This is a genomic window from Burkholderia sp. PU8-34 (assembly GCF_053427725.1).
In genome coordinates this window covers 1-21,419 of the sequence record NZ_JBSAXC010000031.1, presented here as the reverse complement: position 1 = coordinate 21,419, position 21,419 = coordinate 1, and the positions used below count along the sequence as shown (strand labels likewise).

Below are 21,419 nucleotides of genomic sequence, written 5' to 3'. Positions count from 1 at the left end.
GGCTCCTCAGGCAGTCAGGAAATCGAGCAGTGCGCGGTTGAAGCTGTCCGTGCATTCGATGTTCGAGATGTGCGCGGCGTCGAATTCGACGTGACGCGCGCCGGGGATCGCGGCCGCCAGCGCGCGGCCCTGGTCGGGCGGCGTCGACATGTCGTGCGCGCCCGTCACGACGAGCACCGGCAGCGCGATGCCCTTCACTTCGTCGCGCAGGTCGGCCGCGTTCAGCGCGTCGCAGTTCGCCGCATAGCCGTCCTTGTCGGTATGCACGAACGTGTCGCGGATCGCATCGATGAGGCGCGGCTCACGCTCGACGAACGCGTTCGTGAACCAGCGCGGCAGCACCGCGTCGGCGAGCGCGGCCATCCCTTCGGTGCGTGCCTTCTGCGCACGCGGCGCCCACACTTCCGGCGAACCGATCTTTGCGGACGTGTTCGCGAGCACCGCGCGACCGATCCGTGACGGGAAGCGCGCGGCGAGCGCGGCGCCCGTCAGGCCGCCCATCGAGATCCCGCAGAAATGCGCGCGCGCGATGCCGACGTGATCCAGCAGGCCGATCACGTCGCCCGCGAGCTGGTCTACCGTGTACGAGCCGGCCGGCGCGGCCGAGTGGCCGTGGCCGCGCGTGTCGTAGCGCAGGATGTTGAAGTGCTGCGTGAGCGGGCGGATCTGCGGCGCCCACATCTGCAGGTCAGCGCCGAGCGAGTTCGAGAAGACGAGCCACGGCGCGTCGTCGCGCACGGCACGATCGATCCGGTAATGCAGTTGCACGCCGTTGACAGTGGCGAAAGGCATCAGTGTTCTCCTTGAGGATTCTGGCTCGCATACGCGGCGAGCACGGCGTCGACGTAGGCCTGCGCCTCGCCGACGTAATGTGCGGGATCGAGCAGACGCGCGAGTGCGTCGCGCGTCAGGTGGGCGGACACGGTGGCGTCGGCGGCCAGCACGTCGAACAGCGTGGCACCGGTGCGCACCGCTTCCTTCGATGCATGCTCGACGATGTGGTGCGCATCGAGCCGGCCGATCTTGTCGCCGAGCGCGAGCATCACTGCTTCGCCGAGGATCAGGCCGCGCGTCAGGTCGAGATTGGCCGCGAGGCGTTCGGTGTTGACGTCGAGGCCCGCGACGATCTGCGCGATCTGCGCGAGCGCGCCGCCCGTCAGGCGCGCGAGGTCGGGCAGTGCATCCCATTCGGCCTGCCAGCCGCCGAGCGCGCGCTCGTGCTCCTGGACCATCCCCGCGAACACTGTCGCAACGAGGCCCGGCGCGCGCACCGCGGCCGTCAGCACGGCCGCGCAGCCGACCGGGTTGCGCTTGTGCGGCATCGTCGACGAACCGCCCTTGCCGGCCGCGGCCGGTTCGCCAAGCTCGCCGACTTCGGTCTGCATCTGCAGCGACACGTCGCGCGCGATCTTGCCGAGCGTACCGGTCAGCATGCCGAAGCACGCGGCTGCCTCGGCGATGCGGTCGCGCTGCGTGTGCCACGGCACGGCCGGCAGCGCGAGCTTCAGATCGTCGGCGAGCGCCGCCGACACGCCGCGCGCGTGCTCGCGCAGGCTCGCGAGCGTGCCCGCCGCGCCGCCGAACTGCAGCACCAGCACCCGCGCGCGCACTTCCGCCAAGCGCGTGCGATGACGCAGCAGCGCATCGAGCCATTGTGCGAACTTCAGGCCGAGCGTGATCGGCAGCGCCTGCTGCAGCCACGTGCGGCCGATCGTCGGCGTCGCGCGATGCGTGCGCGCAAGTTCCGCGAGCGACGCGCACGCGCCGTCGAGCATCGGTTCGAGCATGTCGAGCGTGTCGCGCAACTGCAGGACCGTCGCGGTATCGATGATGTCCTGGCTCGTCGCGCCCCAATGCACGAACTTCGCGGCCTCGGGGTCGTCGGCCTTCACGCGCGCGGTGAGCTGCTTGACGAGCGGAATCGCGAGATTGCCGCCGAGCGCGGCGTCGCGCGCAAGCGCGTCGGCGTCGAGCTGGCCTGCCTCGCACGCGCGCTCGATCGGCGCGACGGCGGCAGCGGGAATCACCTGCTGCGCGGCGAGCGCACGCGCAAGCGCCGCCTCGACGTCGAGCATGCGCTGGACCGTCGCGCGTGGCGACCAGATCCGGTTGAGCGGCTCGGTGCCGCAGATAAGGGAGGTCAGGCGGGCGCTGTCTTCGAGCATGGCGTCAGGATGGGAAACGGCGTGCGCCTATTGTCCACCGAAGCACGCCGGCGTGCGCTCGGGCGCGCACACCGGCTGGTTCCGGTTCAGGCGGCAGCCTTTTGCGTTGCGTCGATCAGCGGCACGCCGGTCAGCTTCTGCAGCTCGTCGAACGACAGATCGGTGAAGATTTCGGTCACGGCCAGGCCGTCACGCGTCACGTCGAGCACGGCCAGGTCCGTATAGATGCGGCTCACGCAGCTGATGCCCGTGACCGGATACGAGCATTGCGCGACGATCTTGCTCTCGCCCTGCTTCGTCAGGTGCTCCATCATCACGAACACCTGCTTCGCGCCGATCGCGAGGTCCATCGCGCCGCCGACCGCCGGAATCGCGTCGGGCGCGCCGGTATGCCAGTTCGCGAGGTCGCCCGTCGCGGATACCTGGAACGCGCCGAGCACGCAGTAATCGAGATGGCCGCCGCGCATCATCGCGAACGAATCGGCGTGGTGGAAATACGCGCCACCCGTCAGCAGCGTCACGTGCTGCTTGCCGGCGTTGATCAGCTCGTCGTCTTCTTCGCCGGGCGCGGGCGCCGGGCCCATGCCGAGCAGGCCGTTTTCGCTGTGCAGGAAGATTTCCTTGCTGGGGTCGAGGTGGTTGCCCACCAGCGTCGGCACGCCGATGCCGAGGTTCACGTACGCGCCTTCGGGAATATCCAGTGCGACGCGCTTGGCCATTTCATCGCGGGTCAGTCGTTTCATTTGGGTTCTCTCCGTGTCGACCGGAGTTGGCGCTTCAGCGCTTACTCCGGTCCCATGCAAAGCTCAGGCGGCTTGGGATGCGGCGCGTTCGGCGGCCAATTCGGCCGCATGCGAGGCCTGCGGCACTTCGACGATGCGCTGCACGAAAATGCCCGGCGTCACGATGTGCTCCGGGTTCAGCCCGCCGAGCGGCACGACTTCCGACACCTGGATGATCGACACCTTCGCCGCGCTGGCCATGATCGGCCCGAAGTTGCGCGCGGTCTTGCGGTAGACGAGATTGCCCCAGCGGTCGCCCTTGTACGCCTTCACGAGCGCGAAATCGGCATGGATCGGCTTCTCGAACACATAGAGCTTGCCGTCGATCTCGCGCGTTTCCTTGCCTTCGGCGAGCTTCGTGCCGTAGCCGGTCGGCGTGAAGAACCCGCCGATGCCCGCGCCTGCCGCGCGGATGCGCTCGGCGAGGTTGCCCTGCGGCACGAGTTCGAGCTCGATCTCGCCCGCGCGGTACAGCGCGTCGAACACCTGCGAATCGCTCTGGCGCGGGAACGAGCAGATGATCTTGCGCACCCGCTTCGCCTTCAGCAGCGCGGCGAGACCCGTCTCGCCGTTGCCCGCGTTGTTGTTGACGATCGTCAGGTCGCGCGCGCCCTGCTCGATCAGCGCGTCGATCAGCTCGGACGGCATGCCGGCCGTGCCGAAGCCGCCGATCATGATCGTCGCGCCGTCGTGAACGTCGGCGACCGCCGACTGAAGCGAATCGAAAATCTTGTTGACCATGTCTCTTCCTGATCCATACCCGCGGCACGATGCGCGGCTGTCGATGGAACACGCGTATCTCGCGTGCCGCGCCGGGCCCATGTCCGGATCCGGCGTTTGTTCGATACGCGAACCTAGATTCGATTAGCGAACGATGGGCCGATCATAGAGTCGTGCTCAGCGCGTTGTCAAGGCGGGTTCCCTCGGGAGCCGCTTCGTCGTCGAACGGCAGGCCGACGTAGTTTTCGGCGAGCGCCTGCGCGGCGGCCCGCGAGCGCGTCACGTACTTGAGTTCGGCGAGCTTCAGGCGGTTGACGAACGGCGTGTCCTCCGCGGACGAGTGCAGCATGTTCGTCATGAAGTACGAGAAATGCTCGGCGCGCCACACGCGGTCGAGGCAGGTCGCCGAATACGCGTCGAGCAGCGCCGCGTCGCCGTGCCGGCAGCGTGCGCCGAGCGCGCGGGCCAGCACACGGACATCGGCGACCGCGAGGTTCATCCCCTTCGCGCCGGTCGGCGGCACGATGTGCGCGGCGTCGCCGGCGAGGAACAGGCGCCCGTACTGCATCGTCTCCGACACGAAGCTGCGCATCGGCGTCACGCTCTTCTGCGTGATCCGGCCCTCGGCCGGCGTCCAGCCGGTGTCGTTCGAGAAGCGTGCATGCAGTTCGTCCCAGATCCTTGCATCGGACCATTCTTCGAGGTTCTCGTCCGGCTTGCACTGCAGATAGAGCCGCGTGACGGTCGGCGAGCGCATCGAAAACAGCGCGAAGCCGCGTTCGTGGTGCGCATAGACGAGTTCGTCGAGCGACGGCGCCGCGTCGGCGAGGATGCCGAGCCACGCGTACGGGTAGACGCGCTCGAACGTGTGCTGGTATTCGGCCGGAATGGTCTGACGCGCGATCCCGTGAAAGCCGTCGCAGCCGGCGATGTAGTCGCAGTCGATGCGGTCCGCGCGGCCATCCGCGTGGTTGAAGGTCACGAACGGCTGGTCGCCATCGATGTCGTGCAGCGCGACGTCGCTCACCTCGAAATGCATTGGATGGCCGTGCTCGACACCGGCCGCGATCAGGTCGCGCACCACTTCGTGCTGGCTGTAGACGGTGATCGCGCGCCCGCCGGTGAGCCCGGTCAGGTCGATCCGGTGCCGCTGGCCCGCGAACAGCAGCTCGACGCCGTGATGTTCGAGCCCTTCGCGGCGCATCCGGTCGCCGAGGCCGGCCGCATTCAGCGTGTCGACCGTGCCCTGCTCGAGCACGCCGGCGCGGATCCGGTTCTCGCAATATTCGCGCGAACGCGCTTCGACGAGGATGGAATCGACGCCTTGCAGACGCAGCAGATGGGACAGCAGAAGGCCGGACGGACCGGCGCCGATGATGGCGACCTGGGTGCGCATTGTTCGTCTCCAGAACATTGGTTCGAATAATGAAACCAATTTCAGCGCTTTCCCGACTATGCGGCAACGCGATTCAAGAGATAACTTGTATACGTTTCGCGAATATTGGTGCCGTGATGGAAGCACTCGATCTGAACCTGATTCCCTACCTCGTCGCGCTCGACGACACGCGCAACGTTAGCCGCGCCGGCGACCAGCTCGGCGTGAGCCAGCCGCGCGTGAGCGCGGCGCTTGGCCGGCTGCGCGAGTATTTCGGCGATCCGCTGTTCGTGCGCACGTCGCGCGGGATGGAGCCGACGCCGCGTGCGCTGGCCCTGCTGCCCGCCGCACGCGATGCGCTCGCGCAGATCGAACGCGGGCTCGTCGCGCCGCACGATTTCGATCCGGCGGCGAGCACGCATACGTTCTCGATCGCGCTGTCGGACGTCGGCGAGATCGTGTTCCTGCCGAAGCTGCTGCAGGCGTTCACCACGCTCGCGCCGCATGCGAACCTGCGCTCGGTGTCGCTGTCGCACGACGAAGTCGGACGCGGCCTCGAAGCGGGCAGCATCGATCTCGCGATCGGCTACTTCCCCGATCTGGACGGCAACAACTTCTTCCAGCAACGGCTCTTCACGCACCGCTTCGTGTGCCTGATGCGGCGCGGCCATCCGCTCGAAGCGTCGCGGCCGTTCACGGTCGAGCAGTTCCTCGCGTGCGGGCACGCGGTCGTGCGCGCCGAAGGACGCAGCCAGGAAGTGCTCGAGAAGTACCTTGCGAAGCAGCGGATGCATCGCCGCGCGGTGCTCGAGACGCCGCACTTCATGAGCCTGCCGTTCATCCTGAGCCGCACCGACCTGATCGCGACCGTGCCGCACGCGATCGGCTATGCGTACGCGGCCGAGCACGCGTTCATCACGCCCGTCGAACCACCGTTGCAGCTGCCGCACTTCGATCTGAAGCAGCATTGGCATCGCAAGTTTCATAACGATCCGCGCACTGCGTGGCTGCGGGGCGTCGTCGTGTCGCTGTTCAACGACGAGCAGGATGAGTGGCCGAAGTAACGTGTCGTCGTGCGGAGAGCCCGACCGCGCGTCACGCACGACCCGCGAAAGCATGAAACAATGCTTCCGATCCGCGCCGCCGCAGGCGGCCGTACTCGATGGAGCGAATACATGGGTAAAAAATCCTCGCGGCCCGAACCGGCCGCGTCCCGGCCGAGCCGCTCGGAGGCCGAAGAAGCCGTCCGGGTGCTGCTGCGCTGGGCCGGCGACGATCCGGCGCGCGAAGGCCTCGTCGACACCCCGGCGCGCGTCGTGCGCGCATATGAGGAGTTCTTCTCCGGCTACACGATCGAACCGCGCGACATCCTCGCGCGCACGTTCAGCGAGGTCGACGGCTACGACGAGATGATCGTGCTGAAGGACATTCGCTTCGAGAGCTACTGCGAACACCACATGGTGCCGATCATCGGCCGCGCGCACGTCGCGTATCTGCCGAATCACCGCGTCGTCGGCATCTCGAAGCTCGCGCGGCTCGTCGATGCATTCGCGAAGCGCCTGCAGATCCAGGAAAAGATGACCGTGCAGATCGCCGACACGCTGTTCGACGTGCTGCAGCCGAAAGGCGTCGGCGTGATTCTCGAAGCCGCGCATCAATGCATCTCGACGCGCGGCATCCACAAGCCGGGCGTCGAGATGGTCACGTCACGCATGCTCGGCACGTTCCGCACCGATCCGTCGACGCGGCGCGAATTCCTGTCGATCGTCGCGAATCCTTCTTCAGTGAACCTGACGAATACGTAAATGGTGGCTACGAAGCAAACGGCGGATGCGCCCGTGGTACTCGTGACCGGCGCCGCGCGCCGGGCAGGGCGCGCATTCGCCGAGTATTTCGCCGCACAGGGCTACCGCACCGCGATTCACTACGACCGCTCGGCCGATGCCGCGCACGCGGCTGCCGACGCGATCGCCGAACGCGGGCCGGATTCGGCGGCGCTGCAGGCAGATCTGTCCGATGCGGCACAGATCACCGCGCTGATCGATGGCGTCTTTGCGCGCTTCGGCCGCCTCGACGTGCTGGTCAACAACGCGTCGGTGTTCTGGCAGGACCACTTCCCGAGCTTCGATCTCGCGGCGTTCGACCAGGCGTGGGCCGTCAATTGCCGCGCGCCGATCCTGCTCACGCGTGCGTTCTACGAGCGCGCACGCGCGGCGGGCAAGCAAGGCGTCGTCGTGAACGTGGTCGACCAGAAGATCAAGGAGAACTTCCACCGCGACCATTTCAGCTACACGGTCGCGAAGGCAGCGCTCGGCAACCTGACGCAGATGCTCGCGCTGTCGGCCGCGCCGGTGCTGCGCGTGAACGCTGTGTTTCCGGGCCTGATGCTGCCGAGCGACGACCAGACCCAGGCCGACTTCGAACATGCGAGCCGAGCATCGACGCCGCTCGCGCGCATCGCAGGCCCCGACGACGTCGCACGCGCGATCCTGCTGCTGACGGGCGGCGCCTACAACGGCGTCGATTTCGTCGTCGATGCGGGGCAGAACCTGATCCGCGTCGATCAGGACGTGCTGTACAAGCACCGTTCGCCGACGGGCAGCCGCTGACGCCAGCGCTTCGGGCTTCGGGCTTCGGGCTTCGGGCTTCGGGCTTCGGGCTTCGGGCTTCGGGCTTCGGGCTTCGGGCTTCGGGCTTCAGGCTTCAGGCTTCAGGCTTCGAGCTTCGGCAACACAACAGCGCGATCGCGATACGGCGCACATCACGCGCCGTATCCGCCTGCTCGACCGTTACGGTTTCTCAGCGCGGTCGCCTTCGCGCGCCTTGCTCTGCGCGACGCTGGTGCCCGGCGGCACGCTGTGCGTGAGCCACACGTTGCCGCCGATCACCGAGCCGCGGCCGATCGTCACGCGGCCGAGAATCGTCGCGCCTGCGTAAATCACCACGTCGTCCTCGACGATCGGGTGGCGCGCATTGCCCTTCACGAGCGCGCCGTCGCCGTCGGCCGGGAAGCTCTTCGCGCCGAGCGTGACGGCCTGGTAGACGCGCACGCGCTCGCCGATGATTGCCGTCTCGCCGATCACCACGCCGGTGCCGTGGTCGATGAAGAAGCTCGGCCCGATCTGCGCGCCCGGGTGGATGTCGATGCCGGTGGCCGAATGCGCGATTTCGTTGATGAAGCGCGCGAGCAGCGGCACGCCGAGCCGGTGCAGCGCGTGCGCGAGCCGATGGTGCATCATCGCCAGCACGCCGGGGTAGCACAGCAGGATTTCGGTGATGTGCTGCGCGGCCGGGTCGCCCGCATACGCGGCCTGGATGTCGCTGACGAGCAACGCGCGGATCGCCGGCAACTGGGTGCCGAATTCGCGCGCGATGCCGAACGCGCGTTCCTCGAGATCGGGAAGCGGCGTGTCCGCGTGTTCGGGCAGGAACGTCAACGCGCGGCGGATCTGTTCGGACAGGATGCGCAGCGTGCTTTCGAGCGTATGGCCGACGTAATAGTCGACACTTTCGTCTGTCAAATCCGGCGCGCCGTAGTGCGTCGGGAACATCGACGCGCGCAGGCCGGTGACGATCTTGCATATCGCATCCCGGGACGGAAGTTCACGGATGCCGCGCGGATGGCGCGTGCGGTGCAGTTCCTCGCGCGACTCGCGCAAACCGGCAACGATCTCTTCGAGGCCCCACTGACGCGAAAACGATTTCGACATATCCAAAAGCAGGCGGCCTGCGCTTGACGCACACGACCGCAAATAAAAGTGACGGGTTTGCCAAGATTACCGCGTTTTTCGACCGGGGGCCGTTCGCGGCGGATCGGCCGAACGGTCAACGTCGGGCCAACGTCGGCGTACGCCGTCCGCGTCAGATCGTGACGCTGCTCGCGTCGATCCAGCGCACTGCCCAGTCGCGCGCGTGCGCGATTGCGGCGCCTTCGTCGTGGAACTGGAGTTCCGACGGAAAGAAACGATTCGCGACGAGTTCCCCGTCGCTCGATCGGGAGATCACGACGTAGGGTTTGAACGAACCGTCGCTGGCGCGCGCAGGCGCGCAGTTCAACAGATAACCGCGATGCGTGAAGGCCGATGTCGCTTGCATGAGTCCGCCACCTTAAATCCCTTGTTTCTTGTTGACGTCCCGTCTGTTAAGGGTGCTGGCGCCCTGGTGCGGGCGGAAGCGGCGATACTGCGTCCCCTGTCGCCCCTTCGTCGGAAAAGAATCATACTCTGTAGAAAACGCCTCTTCTAGCTGAAATAAATCACGACAAATCAGCGCGCGCGGCGCGGCCGCGGCGATCGCCCGCACGCCTTTTCCCGTCGTGTCCGGAACGGGACTTGCTTCGATCCGGAGAGCTTCGCCGCCAGGAGATTCGCGATGGAATCGTCTGCACAAACGCGGTCCGCGCATCCGCGCAGCATCGAGTTGTACAACGAGGACACGCACGACAGCACCGTCGACACCGACGGCAAGAACCGCGAAGCGGCACGCCTCGCGCGAGGTGAACCGATCTCGCCCGATCAGGTGACGACCAGCAATGCGTCGCTCGACAACGCGATGCCCGAATCCACGGACGGCATCGCCGGCTACGACAGCAGGCCAGGCGGCAATCATCCTGCGTTCGCGCTGCGCACCGGCTACGTGATGATCGAAAAAGGCTTCGATGCGCCGCCCCCGGTCGGCGACGAGATGCTCGGCGTGGTGCACCGGATGTACGGCAGAGAGCATTGGCCCGGCCACTCGCGACGGCCTGAACGCGTATTCGAGCTGACAACTGTGCCGCGCTAGCCGCGGCGTTTGAAGCGATCGTTCGTAAGGCGGCGTTCGCGCGGTGCCCTGCGCAGGCAACGCGCGAACGCAAGCGTCCCTGATCGCACTTCGTCCGCTGCAGCAGACGCTTTGCACAATCGCGCAGCGGCTCGACCGTCGTTTCGCGTCGCCGGCCTCGTGTCCCGAAACCGAGGCCCCGGCCCAAGCATCGTGACGCGCAACGAATCGCGTCACACCGTGTCAACTCAACGGTTCGTTCCGCCCGCGGCATTCCGCATTCGTTCTCTGGCGCAACCACTCCACCGGCGCGGCCGGCAAACCCTGCGCGCTGCCCCGCGATCGAAATCCGCACATCGCTTGACCGAAATCACGGCACGTTTCATCAATTTCGCTTCAATGACGAAGAACGGTCATCGTCGATCAGACCGACGCGTCGACGCGTACGCGCCGTGCACGTAGCGCCACGCGAAGCAGACAACCGCAGCGCTACCGGTGGCGCACGTGGTACGTCCGTGCATCCGCGGGATGTAGCGCCTGCTCTGCCGCAACCGATGCCCGAATCGCGACGCATGCCTTCTCCGCACTGCAAGGTCGCCGGCATTCGTTTACTCTGCCTCGCAGCAGTGAGCCGCTCAACTGGCCATTCGGCCAGCTTCTTTTCAACCCGCCTCTCGGAGACACTATGTACAAGCGTATCCTGGTTGCCGTCGACGGCAGCGACACTTCCCGCCACGCGTTCGATGCCGCGCTTGCGCTCGCGCAGTCGCACGGCGCGGAACTGCAGCCGTTCTACGTCGTCGAGAATGCCGCGATCTACTACAACGTGCCCGGCTACGATCCCTCAGTGCTGCGCGATCAGCTTCTCGCACAGGGCAACGACCTCGCCAAGGAATTCGCGCAGCGGATGCAGGCGGCCGGCGTGAAGGGTGAAGCGAAGCTTGCCGAAGCGTCGTCGCTCGCCGATGTGTCGTCGCTGATCCTCGACGGCGCGAACGCATTCGGCGCCGACCTGCTCGTGCTCGGCACGCACGGCCGCCGCGGCTTCCGCCGGCTCGTGCTCGGCAGCATTGCCGAGCAATGCGTACGGCACGCATCACTGCCCGTGCTGCTGATTCCGGCAGCCGCGCACGCCGACGAGCAAGCGGGCTAAGCGGCATCCGGCTCGGGCTCGGGCTCGGGCTCGGGCTCGGGCTCGGGCTCGGGCTCCGACTCCGACTCCGACTCCGGCTCAAGCTCAGGCTCAGGCTCAGGCTCAGGCTCGGCGGGCGGCAGGCGGCGGGCGGCGGGCGCCGCCAGCAGTCGGTGCGGGCCGCCGGAAATATGCGCGACGGGGGTGCGACGGATCGCGACGTTTTGTCACCCGACAGCGGCAACTTGCGGTGGGACAATGATTCCGTCGATTCAACGCCGGAGAAGATAACCATGTTGACGCCCGTCGCCACTCGCGCTGCCACCCCGCCTCATGTCGGCAGTTGGGCTCCCCGCCAGGCCGCGCACTGCTCGTCGTGCGCAATGCGCCACTTGTGCATGCCGCAGGGCCTGGCACCCGAAGCACTCAGCCGCCTCGAATCGGTCATCTGCGCCGCACGCGCGGTCAAGCGCGGCGAAGCGCTGTTCCGCGAAGGCGACGCATTCGACAACCTGTATGCGGTGCGTTCGGGTTCGCTGAAGACCGTCGCGACGCGTCACGACGGCCGCGAGCAGGTCACCGGCCTGCATCTCGCGGGCGAAGCGCTCGGCCTCGACGGCATTTGCGACGACACGCATCCGCGCACCGCGGTCGCGCTCGAAGACAGCTCCGTCTGCGTGATCCCGTACAGCGCGCTCAAGGCGCTTTGCTCCGAAGCAGGCACGATGCAGTTGCGCATGCACAAGCTGATGAGCGAGCAGATCGTGCGCGAAACGTCGCAGACGATGCTGCTCGGTTCGCTGAACGCCGAAGAGCGCGTGGCGGCATTCCTGCTCGACGTATCGTCGCGCTACCTGAAGCGCGGCTATTCGCCGACGGAATTCAATCTGCGGATGACGCGCGAGGATATCGGCAGCTACCTCGGCATGACGCTCGAAACGGTCAGCCGCACGCTGTCGAAATTCCAGAAGCGCGGCCTGATCGAGATGCACGGGCGCCTCGTGCACATCGTCGATTTCGACGGCCTGCATCACCTCTGATGCGCAGTCCGGCGCGCGCGACACGCGCGCCGCCGGCCGCCCCCGTCAATCGAGAAACAACGCGGCGCGCGCCTTGAGCGCCGCGCTGAAATCGTCGAGCCAGCCGATCGACAGACGCCAGCTCTGCCAGTACAGGTCGATGTCGACCGTGCGTCCCGCCGACATGTCGATGAGTTCGCCCGCCGCCAGCTGGCGGTCGACCATCCGGTCCGGGCACATCCCCCATCCCAACCCCGTCTCGCATGCGCGCAGATAGCCGGCAACGTGCGGTATCCAGTGCTGCGGCGGATCGAGATCCGCGCGCGTCACGCGCCGGATGAAGCGTGCCTGCAACCCGTCCTTCGGATTGAACATCACGCACGGCGCGCGGCGCAGCGAATCGCGATTGATCCCCGCGCTGAAATAGCGCGCATGAAATTCCGGCGAACACACGGCGCGATAGTGGATGCGCCCGAGCCGCGTCGAGCGGCAGCCCTGGATCGGCTCCGCCTGCGCGGTCACCGCGCCCTGCACGCTGCCGTCGCGGATCCGCGCCGCCGTGTAGTCCTGGTCGTCGATCACGAGATCGAGCAGCGTCTCGCGCTCCGCGCAGAACGGCCCCACCGCGTCGATGAACCACGTCGCGACGCTGTCGTCGTTGACCGCGACGCGCAGCGTCGGCCAGTCTGCCGCGAGCGCGCCGGGCAACGCGGGCATCCGGCCGGACAGCTCCGCCTCGAGGAGCTGCACGCGCTCGGTGTGGCGGCACAGCAGCGCGCCGGACGTCGTCGCGACGCACGGCTGCCCGCGCTTCACGAGCACGCTGCCGACCCGTTCCTCGAGCAGTTTCACGCGCTGTGACACCGCCGACGGCGTGACGTTCAGCTCCTTCGCCGCGCGCTCGAACGAGCCGTGCCGGATCACGGCCGCAAGGGCATCGAGCAATGCATAGTCGAGCATCAGTTTTCCTTAATCCGCATTAGACAATTTAGCTTTTCTTAGCTCCGCCGACCCTGCAGACTAGCGCTACCCGAAACATCCGTCTACTGCTCGCAATCATCATGAACTGGATCGCTTTTTCGCACGGCGCGGCACTTTGCGCGTCGCTCATCGTCACCATCGGCGCGCAGAATGCCTTCGTGCTGCGCCAGGGCATCATGCGCTCGCACGTCGGCAAGATCGTGCTGCTCTGCGCGCTGTCCGACATGATCCTGATCGGCGCCGGCGTCGGCGGCGCGTCGGTGCTCGTCGAACGCTATCCGACCTTCGTCCACGCGGTGCTGTACGTCGGCCTCGCGTATCTCGCGTGGTTCGGCCTCAGTGCGCTGCGCCGCGCGCTGAAGCCCGGCCATGCGACGCTCGACGTCCGCGGCGACGCGGTCGCGCCGCCGCAGCAAGGCGCGCTTGCGATCGTGCTGATGACGCTCGCGTTCACGTGGCTCAACCCGCACGTCTATCTCGATACGTTCCTGCTGATCGGCACGGCTGGCGCACGCGAGCCGGAAGGCGCGCGGCTCGCGTTCGCGATCGGCGCGATGACCGTCAGCATCGTGTGGTTTCTCGGCCTCGGTTACGGCGCGCGGATGCTCGCGCCGTGGTTCCGCCGCGCGGTCGCCTGGCGTGTGCTCGACGGCGCGATCGGCAGCATGGTGCTGTTCATGGCGGCCGTGCAGTTGCGGTGACGCCGTTCAGAAATGCGCTCCAGATCGATCCTGGCCACGCCGAACAGTCTCACAACAGACGGTTCCTCCGTTATCTGCTGCAAAACGTCCATCTTCCCGGCGCTGCGTCGCGAGCACGAAATGAACCGATCGGAGAAAATGTCCCGGTTCCGTCGGCGGCGTCGGAACCGCTCGATGCGCGCCGCCGTCTCAACCGGGATCGACGCCGTTTCGGCCAAGCACGACACTCAACCTGCCGCGATCGCGCTCGCGTGGCAGATCGCGCGGCCGAGCATCACCGCACCGATCGCCAGCGCGACGTCGCTCGCGCAACTGGCGCTGCTCGGCGACGCGATCCGCATCCGGCTCGATCAGGACGACATTCGGCAGATCGACGAGGCCAGCGCGACCTGACGCGACGTGCCCGGAGGCCGGGCACGATCGCGCACTGTCACAACTACGGATTCCGAATCAGTCGACGATACCCCGGCAATGTCGCCAGGCCGATCGACGTCTTCCCGACACGCACTGTCAGACGGTGCGCACAAGGTCAGGATTCAGCTCGATGTGCAGCACCACGAGCCAGCGGCGTGGACAGGTATCGGCAATCTTCGGCAGGTCCTCGTCGTCTGCTGCGCACTGCGAGCCGATGCAGCCCTTCTCGACCGCGTGGCGCCATGCATTTCGCGCGTCGATCAGCAGCCAATAGCTGACCAGCGCACAGGTCATCGAGCTGAAGACGAGCGTCTCCAGCATCGTCAGGTCGGATCCGACCTGCTCTGCCACGTACGCAAATGCGAACGTCAGGAGTTCGTTGATCGCGATTGTGACGAGCACGACCTTCATCCAGCCGCGCACCCGCATCGCCGCCTTCCGCCGCGCATCGTCATGCGGGCCGCCGGCCTCCGGTCTGTCATCACGACGCGGTGCATTGCGCATACGGTCGTGCCTCATGCGGCAAAGCGGACGAAACGCGCGCTCGGCAGCGCGATCTGGTGCGTCCACGCGGCCAGTGTGCGCGCGACGACCGGCGCCTTGCTGAGAATTGCGCTGTCGTAGCGCTTGCCGGCAAAGTGCACGATGTCGACGATACGGAATCCTTGACGGCGATAGAACGCGACAAGGTGCTCCGCCGGATACGGCGTGTCGAGTGCGAGCTCCGCATAGCCGCGCGTCGACGCCCAGTACTCCGCAAACGCCAGCAGCGATTTGCCGATGCCGCGGTTCTGCCACGACGGATCGATCGCGAGCTGGCGGATCGACGCGACGTCGTGCCGATGGTAATGGCCGCAGGCCGACGCGGCGTCCTGCGCGTAAAGCGTCATCGTGCCGATCATGTTCCCGTCGCTGACCACCACATAGCAGTCGCCCGCCTGCGCGCGCCGCCGCGTGACCGCCTCATCCTGATCGACGCAAGTGCAATTCAACCCCATCATGCCGAGACGCGCGAACGCGCGATGCAGCATCGTCGTGAGCTGCTCGTACGAATCTTGCGCCGGATCGAAGCGCCTCAACACCACGTTGCCGATGCGTCGCTTGACGCTCGAGAAAGGCGTGTGCGGTGCGATCACCGCGCGTTGCTTCGACATGACATCACTCCAGGGTTCCTGAGTTACCCGAAGTCTAGGGTTGGCCTATGGGCGTCACAAGAAAAAATGTCGTAAAGAATTGCGCTGCCAGCGCGCATATATCGCGCGTTTACACGGGCGACTGCGGGATTTACGCCATTTCTATCCGGATCGCTTTATAAGTTGAATGCGCGTGTCCGTTCCGATGAACAACACATGAACCGTACGCGAACCGCGCGTCCGGAATCCGCATTGCCGTACGCAACAGACATCCTGGGGAGCACCATGAAGCACATCCTGGAAGACCTGCAGGCCCTGATCGGCTCGCGCAAGATCGTGCCCCTCCACGGCCCGCGTGCAGAAACGGCGCGCAGCGTCGTGATGCGCGTCACGCTCGATGCGCGGCATGCGACGCCGTTGCGTCAGGCACTGATCCGCGACTGCGCGGGCCAACCCTGGACGATACGGGTGACGCCGCTGCGCGGAACGGATCGCGTGAGGCTCGTGCTCTATCTGCCGCGGTCGGCATAGAAGGACGCGATGCAGCACGTGACGCGTCTGGCCGCTGACGGTCGCGGGCCAGCATTGCCTCGCATCGGGTCGACAAGTGCCAGTTGAACGCATCACCGCGCCCGATCGATAATCGTCCTCATATCCGGATCCATCAAATCACGACGGAAGTTTTCGCATGTTGAGCGTTGGCCCTTTCTCGGCGCGCGTGGTGGCAGTCGCCATCGCCGCGCTCCTCGCGTGGCTCGTCGCCCGCTTCATGCAACGCGGCCAGTCGAAGGTTAGACACAAGAACGCATCGAGCCTGATCCTCGACGCGCTGCTCATCGGCCTGGTCGCCGCGCGCGTTGGCTACGTCGCGCGCTGGTGGCCGGATTACTTCGCTGCGCCGAAGTCCATCGTCGCGCTCGGCGACGGCGGCTTCTACTGGTGGGTCGGTCTGCCGGTTGCGCTGGCTTACGTCGGGTGGAAGTTGCGTCGCATGCGCGAGCTGGGCCGGCCCGCACTGGCCGGCGTCGTCGCCGGCATGCTGGCATGGAGCGCGGCGCAGGGCGTGCTGGCGTCGTTCCAGAACGCCGCGCCGCCGCTATCCGCATTGCAGCTGACGACCGTCGACGCGGTGCCCGTCTCGCCAGGCACTTACGCCGGCAAGCCCGTCGTCGTGAACCTGTGGGCAAGCTGGTGTCCGCCGTGCCGACGCGAGATGCCGATTCTCGCGCAGGCGCAGCACGACTACCCCAATGCCGCCGTGCTGATGATCAATCAGGGCGAAGATGCACCGACGGTGCATGAGTTCCTCGAACGGCAAGGGCTGCAGTTCGGTCACGTGCTGCTCGACCCGGCCCTCCACGCGATGCAAGCCTACGGTTCGCGCGGGCTTCCGACGACGCTGTTCTTCGATGCAAAAGGACGGCTGGTCGAATCGCACATGGGCGAAATCACCGCTGCGCGTCTGAAGGACACGATGAAACGTCACTTCGGTCCGTGACGTTTGTTGTACGTATGGGAGCGATGGGGGAGTGATGGCGGCGGAAGGTGTGGATCGCCGGCGCTCGCATAAGGCAGCGTTGATCACAAAGTACTTCAGCACGACAGGTTACTGCTACGGCCGCGCCCACCGACCGTCGCTAGCGATCCACCGCACGACTCTAAGCGCTCGCGTCGAATAAGGAAATCGGACGAAGACGAAAGTGCACGAATGTCCGACCGGCGAAATGCGTCATGGCCACCCTCGAGACTGTTCCGGCGATTGCACGCCATATCCTCGAATCGGGCCGTGTTTTGCTCCGTCGAGCGGCTGATCGGAATCGATACGCGGACGCACTCGCGCTCCACCACGTCGCATCGATGCGTGACACGCTCAGCGCGCTTGCGCCCGTCGTCCGAACGAACGCCGACACGCCCGTCAGCATGATCTGCAGGCCGGCCCACAACAGCAGGAATGCGAGCACATGCCTCGCGATCTTCGTGCCTTCGCTCCCGACCCACCCACCATCCAACCCCAAATAAATCGCCTTGACGACCTATCTTTCGATATATATCTTTAGATATGTTTTCCGACATACAGGACTCGATCATGCGACACAGTCACTTCCGCGGCCATGCCCGTTGCGACGGTCATGGTGCGCAAACCGCCCCGTTCTGGGTCACCGGTTTCTGGCATGCGATCGGCCGCCATCGTCGCGGCCGCGATTCGTTCGGGGGCGGCCCGTTCGGCGGCCGGGGCGGTTTCGGAGGCTTCGGCGACGATGAAGCGATGCCGCGCGGCCGCCAGTTCAGCTCCGACGACCTGCAACTGCTGCTGCTTGCGCTGCTTGCCGACCAGCCGAGCCACGGCTACGAACTCATCAAGGCGCTCGACACGCGTTCGAGCGGCTTCTACAGCCCGAGTCCGGGCATGGTCTACCCGGCACTGACCTATCTCGAAGAAGTCGGCTTTGTCGTGTCGCAGGCGGAAGGCAACCGCAAGCGCTACGCGCTGACGGACGCCGGCCGCGCGCACCTCGACGCGCAGCGCGAACGCGTCGATACGCTGTTCGCGCGCCTCACGCACCTCGCGCGAAAGATGGAATTCATGCGCCGCGCGTTTGCGGGCGAGACGGGAGGTGAAGCGGCCGGCGAAGCGGCGGACGAGTCGCAAGGCGGCTGGCTGCCCGAATTCGTCGAAGCGCGCGTCGCGCTGAAGCACGCGCTGCTGCACAAGAGCAGCGCGTCCGCCGACGAACAGCGGCGCATCGCGGCGATCCTGCGCCGTGCGACCGCCGAGATCGAAGGCCGCTCGGACGAGTAACCCGCGCCGCCGACCGCGAAGCATGGGCCCGAACAAGCGCTGAAGTGCCACCTCGGGCGACCGTGAAGCATCGGGCCCAAGCAAGCGCTGGAGAGCCAACTCGAGCCAACCGTGAAGCATCGGGCCCGAGCAAGCGCCGAAGCGCCAACTCGGGCCGACATTGGAGAACCGATTGATGCAACAAGCCCCCGAACGCACCGTGACCCGCGTGCGTCACACCCTCAAGTTCCGCCTGCTGCAGGTCGTGCGCCTTCACGCGGTGACGCCGCATCTGCTGCGTGTCACGCTGAGCGGCCCCGATCTGGCGGATTTCGAATCGGCGTCGTTCGACGACCACGTGAAAGTGTTCCTGCCGCCGCCTGGCGCCGAGCGCCCCGCGCTGCCTGAGATGAGCCCGAACGGCCCCGTGTTCCCGGAAGGCGAGCCTAAGCCCGTCGCACGCGACTTCACGCCGCGCCGCTTCGACCGCGCCGCGTGCGAACTGGATCTGGAATTCGTGCTGAACCATCCGGGCCCGGCGTCGCAATGGGCCGCGCAGGCACGCATCGGCCAATGGCTCGGGATCGGCGGCCCGCGCGGTTCGTTCGTCATGCCGACCGATTTCGACTGGCATCTGCTGATCGGCGACGATACGGCGTTGCCGGCCATCGCACGGCGTCTGGAGGAATTGCCCGCCGGCGCACGCGCGGCGGTCGTGCTGGAAGTCGCGGATCGCACTGCGCAGATTGCGTTCGACACGCGCGCGGAAGTGCATGAAATCTGGCGTTTTCGCAACGAAGCTCGCGACGAAGCGCAAGCCGCCGATGGCAACGTTGATGAGCTGCTGGCCGCCGTCCGCGACCTGCCGCTGCCGACCGGCGACGGCTATGTGTGGGCGGCCGGCGAAGCGCTCGCGATGCGCGCGGTGCGCCAGCATCTGACCGGCGAATGCGGCGTCGACAAGGGGCGGATTCGTGCGGCGGCGTACTGGAAGCGCGGCGCGAGCGCGGTGCACGAAGCGCTCGACGACTGACGCAAAACGTAGGGGCCGGCGCACGGACGGCTTGGCATCGGCACGGCGGCTGGTATATACCTACGTCTGCGATTTCTACCTACGTCCGCGATTTCGCAGTCTGCGCAATCAGCGCAGTCAGGCAGCCGATGCTGTCCGCCCCAGGAGCGCTCCGGTCATGACAAAAGAAAGCCACGCTTCGCCTTTCCTTCGCCACCTGAAGATCGCCGGCTATTGCGGCCTCGCGGCCGTCGCGCTCGCGCTGTTCGTCGCGATGTGCGCGATCCTCAAGGACAGCGCGCTCGATCGCAATGCCGCGCAGCAGCCGGCAGACACGACCGAGGAACTGCACGGCGCAGCCGGCCCGGCCACAGCCGCCGAAGCGGCAAGGCCGCCGGGCTGACCGTGCCCGGCGGCCTGATCATTCCGTCGAGTTACGGCGCGTGCAAGCGCCCCATCACGACCGCATGCACCGTCTCGCCGATGCGCTCGAGCATCGCCGAAACGGGCCGTGCATACAGGTGTGCGGCCAGCGCGCCGGCAGTGCCGACCAGCACGCCGCCCGCCATGTCGAACGGCCAATGCACGCCCGCGTAGATCCGCCCCCACGCGATCGCCGCAGCCATCGCCGCGATCACGAAGCCGGTCATGCGCGTCGTGCCGGCGAGCAACATGCCGGCGGCCACGCTCCACGCGAACGTCATGTGATCGCTCGGGAACGAGCCGTCCGGTGCATGCGGAATCAGTTGCGTGCCGACGCCGGCCATGAACGGCCGCGGCGAGAACCAGAAATGCGACAGCACTTGCGCGAGCGCGAGCGCCACGCACGCGCCGACGCCGGCTTCGATCGCCTGGCGCCGCGTCGGGCGCGTGCCGAACATCCAGGTCAGCAGCAACATCGCCGGAATCGCGTAGACGAGCCAGTCGGCAGCGAAGATCGCGAGCTTCGCGACGCCCGGTTGCGGCGCCGGGCCGGCGTTGATGGCGGAAAAGAGGGTGAGATTGAGGTTCTGCATGAATCGGATTATGTGGGGCGGGAGTGCCTGACCGGCCATCCGGTCACGCACGATGCTAGGAGCGGCTCGCTTAAGCGATGCTTAATAACGTCCGGAATGGCGTCCACGCGTGCGTCATGCACTTGGGCGGGCGACGCCCGATCCGTCCGCAAGGACGCTGTTAGAACCTGCATTGCAACACAAGTTCACACAATTGAAATATTCCGGGCGGAGCGTCTCCCGTAAAGCCTCACCAACTCTCCCGTAAACGCTCACCTTTGACCACTTCGCGACATCATCGACGCCTGCGACGATCAAGGCGCTGAGCGTTCATCGAGGCCATTGACGCTGTTCGGGTCAACATTTGCGCAGTCAACGCTTCGATTGCTGCAACAATTTATTCCAGTTGCGGCATCGCACAACGGCTGCGCACAGGCATACGATTACGGGCACTCATCAACGAAGCCGATCAACAACAAGGAGTCCGCATGAAACCCAGCGATGTCCGATCGAAAGCATTTGCCATGCCGTTGACCAGCCCCGCCTTCCCGATGGGCCCTTACCGTTTCGTCGATCGTGAGTTCCTGATCATCACGTATCGCACCGATCCGGCCCGTCTGCGCGAAATCGTGCCGGAACCCCTGCAGATCACCGAGCCGCTCGTGCATTACGAATTCATCCGCATGGCCGACTCGACCGGCTTCGGCGACTACACCGAGAGCGGCCAGGTGATTCCCGTCGAATACAACGGCCAGCCGGGCGGCTACACGCTCGCGATGTACCTCGACGACCACCCGCCGATCGCCGGCGGCCGCGAGCTGTGGGGCTTCCCGAAGAAGCTCGCGTCGCCGACGCTGAACGTGAACACCGATCACCTCCTCGGCACGCTCGACTACGGCAAGGTGCGCGTCGCGACCGGCACGATGGGCTACAAGCACAAGGAACTCGACATCGCCGAGCAGACGAAGCGCCTCGCCGGCCCCAATTTCCTGCTGAAGATCATTCCGCACGTCGACGGCACCGCGCGCGTGTGCGAGCTGGTGCGCTATTACATGCAGGACATCGTGATGAAGGGCGCATGGACGGGCCCCGCGTCGCTCGAGCTGTCGCCGCATGCGCTCGCGCCGGTGGCCGACCTGCCGGTGCTCGAGATTGTCGAGGCCCGCCATCTCGTCGCGGATTTGACACTCGGGCTCGGCGAAGTCGTCTACGATTACCTGGCTCAGTAATACCTTCCGCAGTCCTTTTCTCCTGTCAAACCCTTAACTACGGGAACTCGAACATGAGCAATCTGAATGGCAAGACCGCAGTCGTCACGGGCGCCGCAAGCGGCATCGGCAAGGAAATCGCGCTGGAGCTGGCCAAGGCCGGCGCGGCGGTCGCGATCGCCGACCTGAACCAGGACGGTGCAAACGCGGTCGCGGAAGAGATCAAGAAAGCAGGCGGCAAG

The 21,419-nt window shown here is 66.2% G+C and carries 25 protein-coding genes and 1 pseudogene; 15 read left to right on the top strand and 11 right to left on the bottom strand.

Annotated elements, in window-relative coordinates; translation table 11 throughout:
* Positions 1 to 6: 6 nt before the first annotated feature.
* The 5 genes from pcaD to ACV22Z_RS34970 form a co-directional block, all read right to left on the bottom strand.
* Entirely contained in the window at positions 7 to 792 is a 786-nt protein-coding gene (pcaD, locus tag ACV22Z_RS34990) for a 3-oxoadipate enol-lactonase (RefSeq protein WP_448080820.1), read from the bottom strand.
* Positions 792 to 2,165: a 3-carboxy-cis,cis-muconate cycloisomerase gene (locus ACV22Z_RS34985; RefSeq protein ID WP_448080819.1), complete on the bottom strand. Its 1,374-nt coding sequence runs from the start codon at positions 2,163 to 2,165 to the stop codon at positions 792 to 794. Before ACV22Z_RS34985 ends, pcaD begins: the two co-directional genes overlap by 1 nt.
* Positions 2,166 to 2,251: 86 nt before the next feature.
* On the bottom strand, positions 2,252 to 2,908 hold the full coding sequence (locus ACV22Z_RS34980; protein WP_448080818.1) for a 3-oxoacid CoA-transferase subunit B: 657 nt from the start codon (positions 2,906 to 2,908) through the stop codon (positions 2,252 to 2,254).
* Between the two features lie 63 nt (positions 2,909 to 2,971).
* Positions 2,972 to 3,688: a 3-oxoacid CoA-transferase subunit A gene (locus ACV22Z_RS34975; RefSeq protein ID WP_448080817.1), complete on the bottom strand. Its 717-nt coding sequence runs from the start codon at positions 3,686 to 3,688 to the stop codon at positions 2,972 to 2,974.
* A 142-nt stretch (positions 3,689 to 3,830) separates the two neighbouring features.
* The gene (locus tag ACV22Z_RS34970) at positions 3,831 to 5,063 is read right to left on the bottom strand and encodes a 4-hydroxybenzoate 3-monooxygenase (RefSeq protein WP_448080816.1); all 1,233 of its coding nucleotides are present in this window, start codon (positions 5,061 to 5,063) and stop codon (positions 3,831 to 3,833) included.
* Between the two features lie 116 nt (positions 5,064 to 5,179).
* Here ACV22Z_RS34970 and ACV22Z_RS34965 point away from each other — a divergent pair, with 116 nt between their 5' ends.
* The 3 genes from ACV22Z_RS34965 (at position 5,180) to ACV22Z_RS34955 (ending at position 7,651) form a co-directional block, all read left to right on the top strand.
* Positions 5,180 to 6,106 carry a LysR family transcriptional regulator gene (locus ACV22Z_RS34965; protein WP_448080815.1) on the top strand — a complete coding sequence of 309 codons (927 nt, stop codon included), beginning with the start codon at positions 5,180 to 5,182 and terminating at the stop codon, positions 6,104 to 6,106.
* Positions 6,107 to 6,217: 111 nt separating this feature from the next.
* Entirely contained in the window at positions 6,218 to 6,847 is a 630-nt protein-coding gene (gene folE, locus ACV22Z_RS34960; RefSeq protein ID WP_205791087.1) for a GTP cyclohydrolase I FolE, read from the top strand.
* Entirely contained in the window at positions 6,848 to 7,651 is an 804-nt protein-coding gene (locus tag ACV22Z_RS34955; RefSeq protein ID WP_448080814.1) for an SDR family oxidoreductase, read from the top strand.
* 180 nt (positions 7,652 to 7,831) lie between these two features.
* Here ACV22Z_RS34955 and epsC read toward each other — a convergent pair whose 3' ends face one another.
* Both epsC and ACV22Z_RS34945 read right to left on the bottom strand, forming a co-directional pair.
* Positions 7,832 to 8,752, bottom strand: a complete 921-nt coding sequence (gene epsC / locus ACV22Z_RS34950; protein WP_448080813.1) for a serine O-acetyltransferase EpsC — start codon at positions 8,750 to 8,752, stop codon at positions 7,832 to 7,834.
* 151 nt (positions 8,753 to 8,903) lie between these two features.
* Entirely contained in the window at positions 8,904 to 9,137 is a 234-nt protein-coding gene (locus tag ACV22Z_RS34945) for a hypothetical protein (protein WP_448080812.1), read from the bottom strand.
* A 276-nt stretch (positions 9,138 to 9,413) separates the two neighbouring features.
* Here ACV22Z_RS34945 and ACV22Z_RS34940 point away from each other — a divergent pair, with 276 nt between their 5' ends.
* The 3 genes from ACV22Z_RS34940 to fnr all read left to right on the top strand — a co-directional run bounded on the left by ACV22Z_RS34940 (position 9,414) and on the right by fnr (position 11,975).
* Positions 9,414 to 9,824 (top strand): DUF3005 domain-containing protein, encoded by a 411-nt coding sequence (locus ACV22Z_RS34940; RefSeq protein WP_448080811.1) that lies wholly within the window; start codon positions 9,414 to 9,416, stop codon positions 9,822 to 9,824.
* Positions 9,825 to 10,488: 664 nt separating this feature from the next.
* Positions 10,489 to 10,956, top strand: a complete 468-nt coding sequence (locus ACV22Z_RS34935; protein WP_448080810.1) for a universal stress protein — start codon at positions 10,489 to 10,491, stop codon at positions 10,954 to 10,956.
* Between the two features lie 272 nt (positions 10,957 to 11,228).
* Positions 11,229 to 11,975 carry a fumarate/nitrate reduction transcriptional regulator Fnr gene (fnr, locus tag ACV22Z_RS34930; protein ID WP_448080809.1) on the top strand — a complete coding sequence of 249 codons (747 nt, stop codon included), beginning with the start codon at positions 11,229 to 11,231 and terminating at the stop codon, positions 11,973 to 11,975.
* A 45-nt stretch (positions 11,976 to 12,020) separates the two neighbouring features.
* On the opposite strand, the gene ACV22Z_RS34925 is transcribed toward fnr, so the two are convergent.
* Positions 12,021 to 12,914 (bottom strand): LysR family transcriptional regulator ArgP, encoded by an 894-nt coding sequence (locus ACV22Z_RS34925; RefSeq protein WP_448080808.1) that lies wholly within the window; start codon positions 12,912 to 12,914, stop codon positions 12,021 to 12,023.
* Between the two features lie 101 nt (positions 12,915 to 13,015).
* On the opposite strand from ACV22Z_RS34925, the gene ACV22Z_RS34920 reads away from it, so the two are divergent.
* Both ACV22Z_RS34920 and ACV22Z_RS34915 read left to right on the top strand, forming a co-directional pair.
* On the top strand, positions 13,016 to 13,636 hold the full coding sequence (locus ACV22Z_RS34920; protein ID WP_448080807.1) for a LysE/ArgO family amino acid transporter: 621 nt from the start codon (positions 13,016 to 13,018) through the stop codon (positions 13,634 to 13,636).
* Positions 13,637 to 13,762: 126 nt separating this feature from the next.
* Positions 13,763 to 14,029 (top strand): annotated as a pseudogene (locus tag ACV22Z_RS34915) (aldo/keto reductase); the annotation flags it as partial.
* Between the two features lie 117 nt (positions 14,030 to 14,146).
* Here the strand turns inward: ACV22Z_RS34915 and ACV22Z_RS34910 are convergent.
* Together ACV22Z_RS34910 and ACV22Z_RS34905 are read right to left on the bottom strand one after the other, a co-directional pair.
* Positions 14,147 to 14,479 (bottom strand): hypothetical protein, encoded by a 333-nt coding sequence (locus ACV22Z_RS34910; RefSeq protein ID WP_448080806.1) that lies wholly within the window; start codon positions 14,477 to 14,479, stop codon positions 14,147 to 14,149.
* 86 nt (positions 14,480 to 14,565) lie between these two features.
* Complete coding sequence (locus ACV22Z_RS34905) at positions 14,566 to 15,204, bottom strand: GNAT family N-acetyltransferase (RefSeq protein ID WP_448080805.1); 639 nt, start codon at positions 15,202 to 15,204, stop codon at positions 14,566 to 14,568.
* Positions 15,205 to 15,468: 264 nt separating this feature from the next.
* On the opposite strand from ACV22Z_RS34905, the gene ACV22Z_RS34900 reads away from it, so the two are divergent.
* The 5 genes from ACV22Z_RS34900 (at position 15,469) to ACV22Z_RS34880 (ending at position 19,377) form a co-directional block, all read left to right on the top strand.
* On the top strand, positions 15,469 to 15,714 hold the full coding sequence (locus tag ACV22Z_RS34900) for a hypothetical protein (RefSeq protein ID WP_448080804.1): 246 nt from the start codon (positions 15,469 to 15,471) through the stop codon (positions 15,712 to 15,714).
* Between the two features lie 157 nt (positions 15,715 to 15,871).
* Positions 15,872 to 16,681 carry a prolipoprotein diacylglyceryl transferase family protein gene (locus tag ACV22Z_RS34895; protein WP_448080803.1) on the top strand — a complete coding sequence of 270 codons (810 nt, stop codon included), beginning with the start codon at positions 15,872 to 15,874 and terminating at the stop codon, positions 16,679 to 16,681.
* Between the two features lie 588 nt (positions 16,682 to 17,269).
* A complete protein-coding gene (locus tag ACV22Z_RS34890) occupies positions 17,270 to 17,983 on the top strand; it encodes a PadR family transcriptional regulator (RefSeq protein WP_448080802.1) in 714 nt (237 codons plus the stop codon).
* Positions 17,984 to 18,158: 175 nt separating this feature from the next.
* On the top strand, positions 18,159 to 18,995 hold the full coding sequence (locus ACV22Z_RS34885) for a siderophore-interacting protein (RefSeq protein ID WP_448080801.1): 837 nt from the start codon (positions 18,159 to 18,161) through the stop codon (positions 18,993 to 18,995).
* Positions 18,996 to 19,152: 157 nt separating this feature from the next.
* The gene (locus ACV22Z_RS34880; protein WP_448080800.1) at positions 19,153 to 19,377 is read left to right on the top strand and encodes a hypothetical protein; all 225 of its coding nucleotides are present in this window, start codon (positions 19,153 to 19,155) and stop codon (positions 19,375 to 19,377) included.
* 31 nt (positions 19,378 to 19,408) lie between these two features.
* Here ACV22Z_RS34880 and ACV22Z_RS34875 read toward each other — a convergent pair whose 3' ends face one another.
* Positions 19,409 to 19,990 carry an undecaprenyl-diphosphatase gene (locus ACV22Z_RS34875; RefSeq protein WP_448080799.1) on the bottom strand — a complete coding sequence of 194 codons (582 nt, stop codon included), beginning with the start codon at positions 19,988 to 19,990 and terminating at the stop codon, positions 19,409 to 19,411.
* 467 nt (positions 19,991 to 20,457) lie between these two features.
* Between ACV22Z_RS34875 and ACV22Z_RS34870 the strand changes: the two genes are divergently transcribed.
* Both ACV22Z_RS34870 and ACV22Z_RS34865 read left to right on the top strand, forming a co-directional pair.
* Complete coding sequence (locus ACV22Z_RS34870; protein WP_448080798.1) at positions 20,458 to 21,198, top strand: acetoacetate decarboxylase; 741 nt, start codon at positions 20,458 to 20,460, stop codon at positions 21,196 to 21,198.
* 53 nt (positions 21,199 to 21,251) lie between these two features.
* On the top strand, positions 21,252 to 21,419 hold a 168-nt coding region (locus ACV22Z_RS34865), incomplete at its 3' end, for an SDR family NAD(P)-dependent oxidoreductase (RefSeq protein ID WP_448080833.1).

Coding starts and splice junctions, on each gene's coding strand:
- pcaD (WP_448080820.1), bottom strand. CDS start 792: ATGCCTTTCGCCACTGTCAACGGCGTGCAACTGCATTACCGGATCGAT.
- ACV22Z_RS34985 (WP_448080819.1), bottom strand. CDS start 2,165: ATGCTCGAAGACAGCGCCCGCCTGACCTCCCTTATCTGCGGCACCGAG.
- ACV22Z_RS34980 (WP_448080818.1), bottom strand. CDS start 2,908: ATGAAACGACTGACCCGCGATGAAATGGCCAAGCGCGTCGCACTGGAT.
- ACV22Z_RS34975 (WP_448080817.1), bottom strand. CDS start 3,688: ATGGTCAACAAGATTTTCGATTCGCTTCAGTCGGCGGTCGCCGACGTT.
- ACV22Z_RS34970 (WP_448080816.1), bottom strand. CDS start 5,063: ATGCGCACCCAGGTCGCCATCATCGGCGCCGGTCCGTCCGGCCTTCTG.
- ACV22Z_RS34965 (WP_448080815.1), top strand. CDS start 5,180: ATGGAAGCACTCGATCTGAACCTGATTCCCTACCTCGTCGCGCTCGAC.
- folE (WP_205791087.1), top strand. CDS start 6,218: ATGGGTAAAAAATCCTCGCGGCCCGAACCGGCCGCGTCCCGGCCGAGC.
- ACV22Z_RS34955 (WP_448080814.1), top strand. CDS start 6,848: ATGGTGGCTACGAAGCAAACGGCGGATGCGCCCGTGGTACTCGTGACC.
- epsC (WP_448080813.1), bottom strand. CDS start 8,752: ATGTCGAAATCGTTTTCGCGTCAGTGGGGCCTCGAAGAGATCGTTGCC.
- ACV22Z_RS34945 (WP_448080812.1), bottom strand. CDS start 9,137: ATGCAAGCGACATCGGCCTTCACGCATCGCGGTTATCTGTTGAACTGC.
- ACV22Z_RS34940 (WP_448080811.1), top strand. CDS start 9,414: ATGGAATCGTCTGCACAAACGCGGTCCGCGCATCCGCGCAGCATCGAG.
- ACV22Z_RS34935 (WP_448080810.1), top strand. CDS start 10,489: ATGTACAAGCGTATCCTGGTTGCCGTCGACGGCAGCGACACTTCCCGC.
- fnr (WP_448080809.1), top strand. CDS start 11,229: ATGTTGACGCCCGTCGCCACTCGCGCTGCCACCCCGCCTCATGTCGGC.
- ACV22Z_RS34925 (WP_448080808.1), bottom strand. CDS start 12,914: ATGCTCGACTATGCATTGCTCGATGCCCTTGCGGCCGTGATCCGGCAC.
- ACV22Z_RS34920 (WP_448080807.1), top strand. CDS start 13,016: ATGAACTGGATCGCTTTTTCGCACGGCGCGGCACTTTGCGCGTCGCTC.
- ACV22Z_RS34910 (WP_448080806.1), bottom strand. CDS start 14,479: ATGCGGGTGCGCGGCTGGATGAAGGTCGTGCTCGTCACAATCGCGATC.
- ACV22Z_RS34905 (WP_448080805.1), bottom strand. CDS start 15,204: ATGTCGAAGCAACGCGCGGTGATCGCACCGCACACGCCTTTCTCGAGC.
- ACV22Z_RS34900 (WP_448080804.1), top strand. CDS start 15,469: ATGAAGCACATCCTGGAAGACCTGCAGGCCCTGATCGGCTCGCGCAAG.
- ACV22Z_RS34895 (WP_448080803.1), top strand. CDS start 15,872: ATGTTGAGCGTTGGCCCTTTCTCGGCGCGCGTGGTGGCAGTCGCCATC.
- ACV22Z_RS34890 (WP_448080802.1), top strand. CDS start 17,270: ATGCGACACAGTCACTTCCGCGGCCATGCCCGTTGCGACGGTCATGGT.
- ACV22Z_RS34885 (WP_448080801.1), top strand. CDS start 18,159: ATGCAACAAGCCCCCGAACGCACCGTGACCCGCGTGCGTCACACCCTC.
- ACV22Z_RS34880 (WP_448080800.1), top strand. CDS start 19,153: ATGACAAAAGAAAGCCACGCTTCGCCTTTCCTTCGCCACCTGAAGATC.
- ACV22Z_RS34875 (WP_448080799.1), bottom strand. CDS start 19,990: ATGCAGAACCTCAATCTCACCCTCTTTTCCGCCATCAACGCCGGCCCG.
- ACV22Z_RS34870 (WP_448080798.1), top strand. CDS start 20,458: ATGAAACCCAGCGATGTCCGATCGAAAGCATTTGCCATGCCGTTGACC.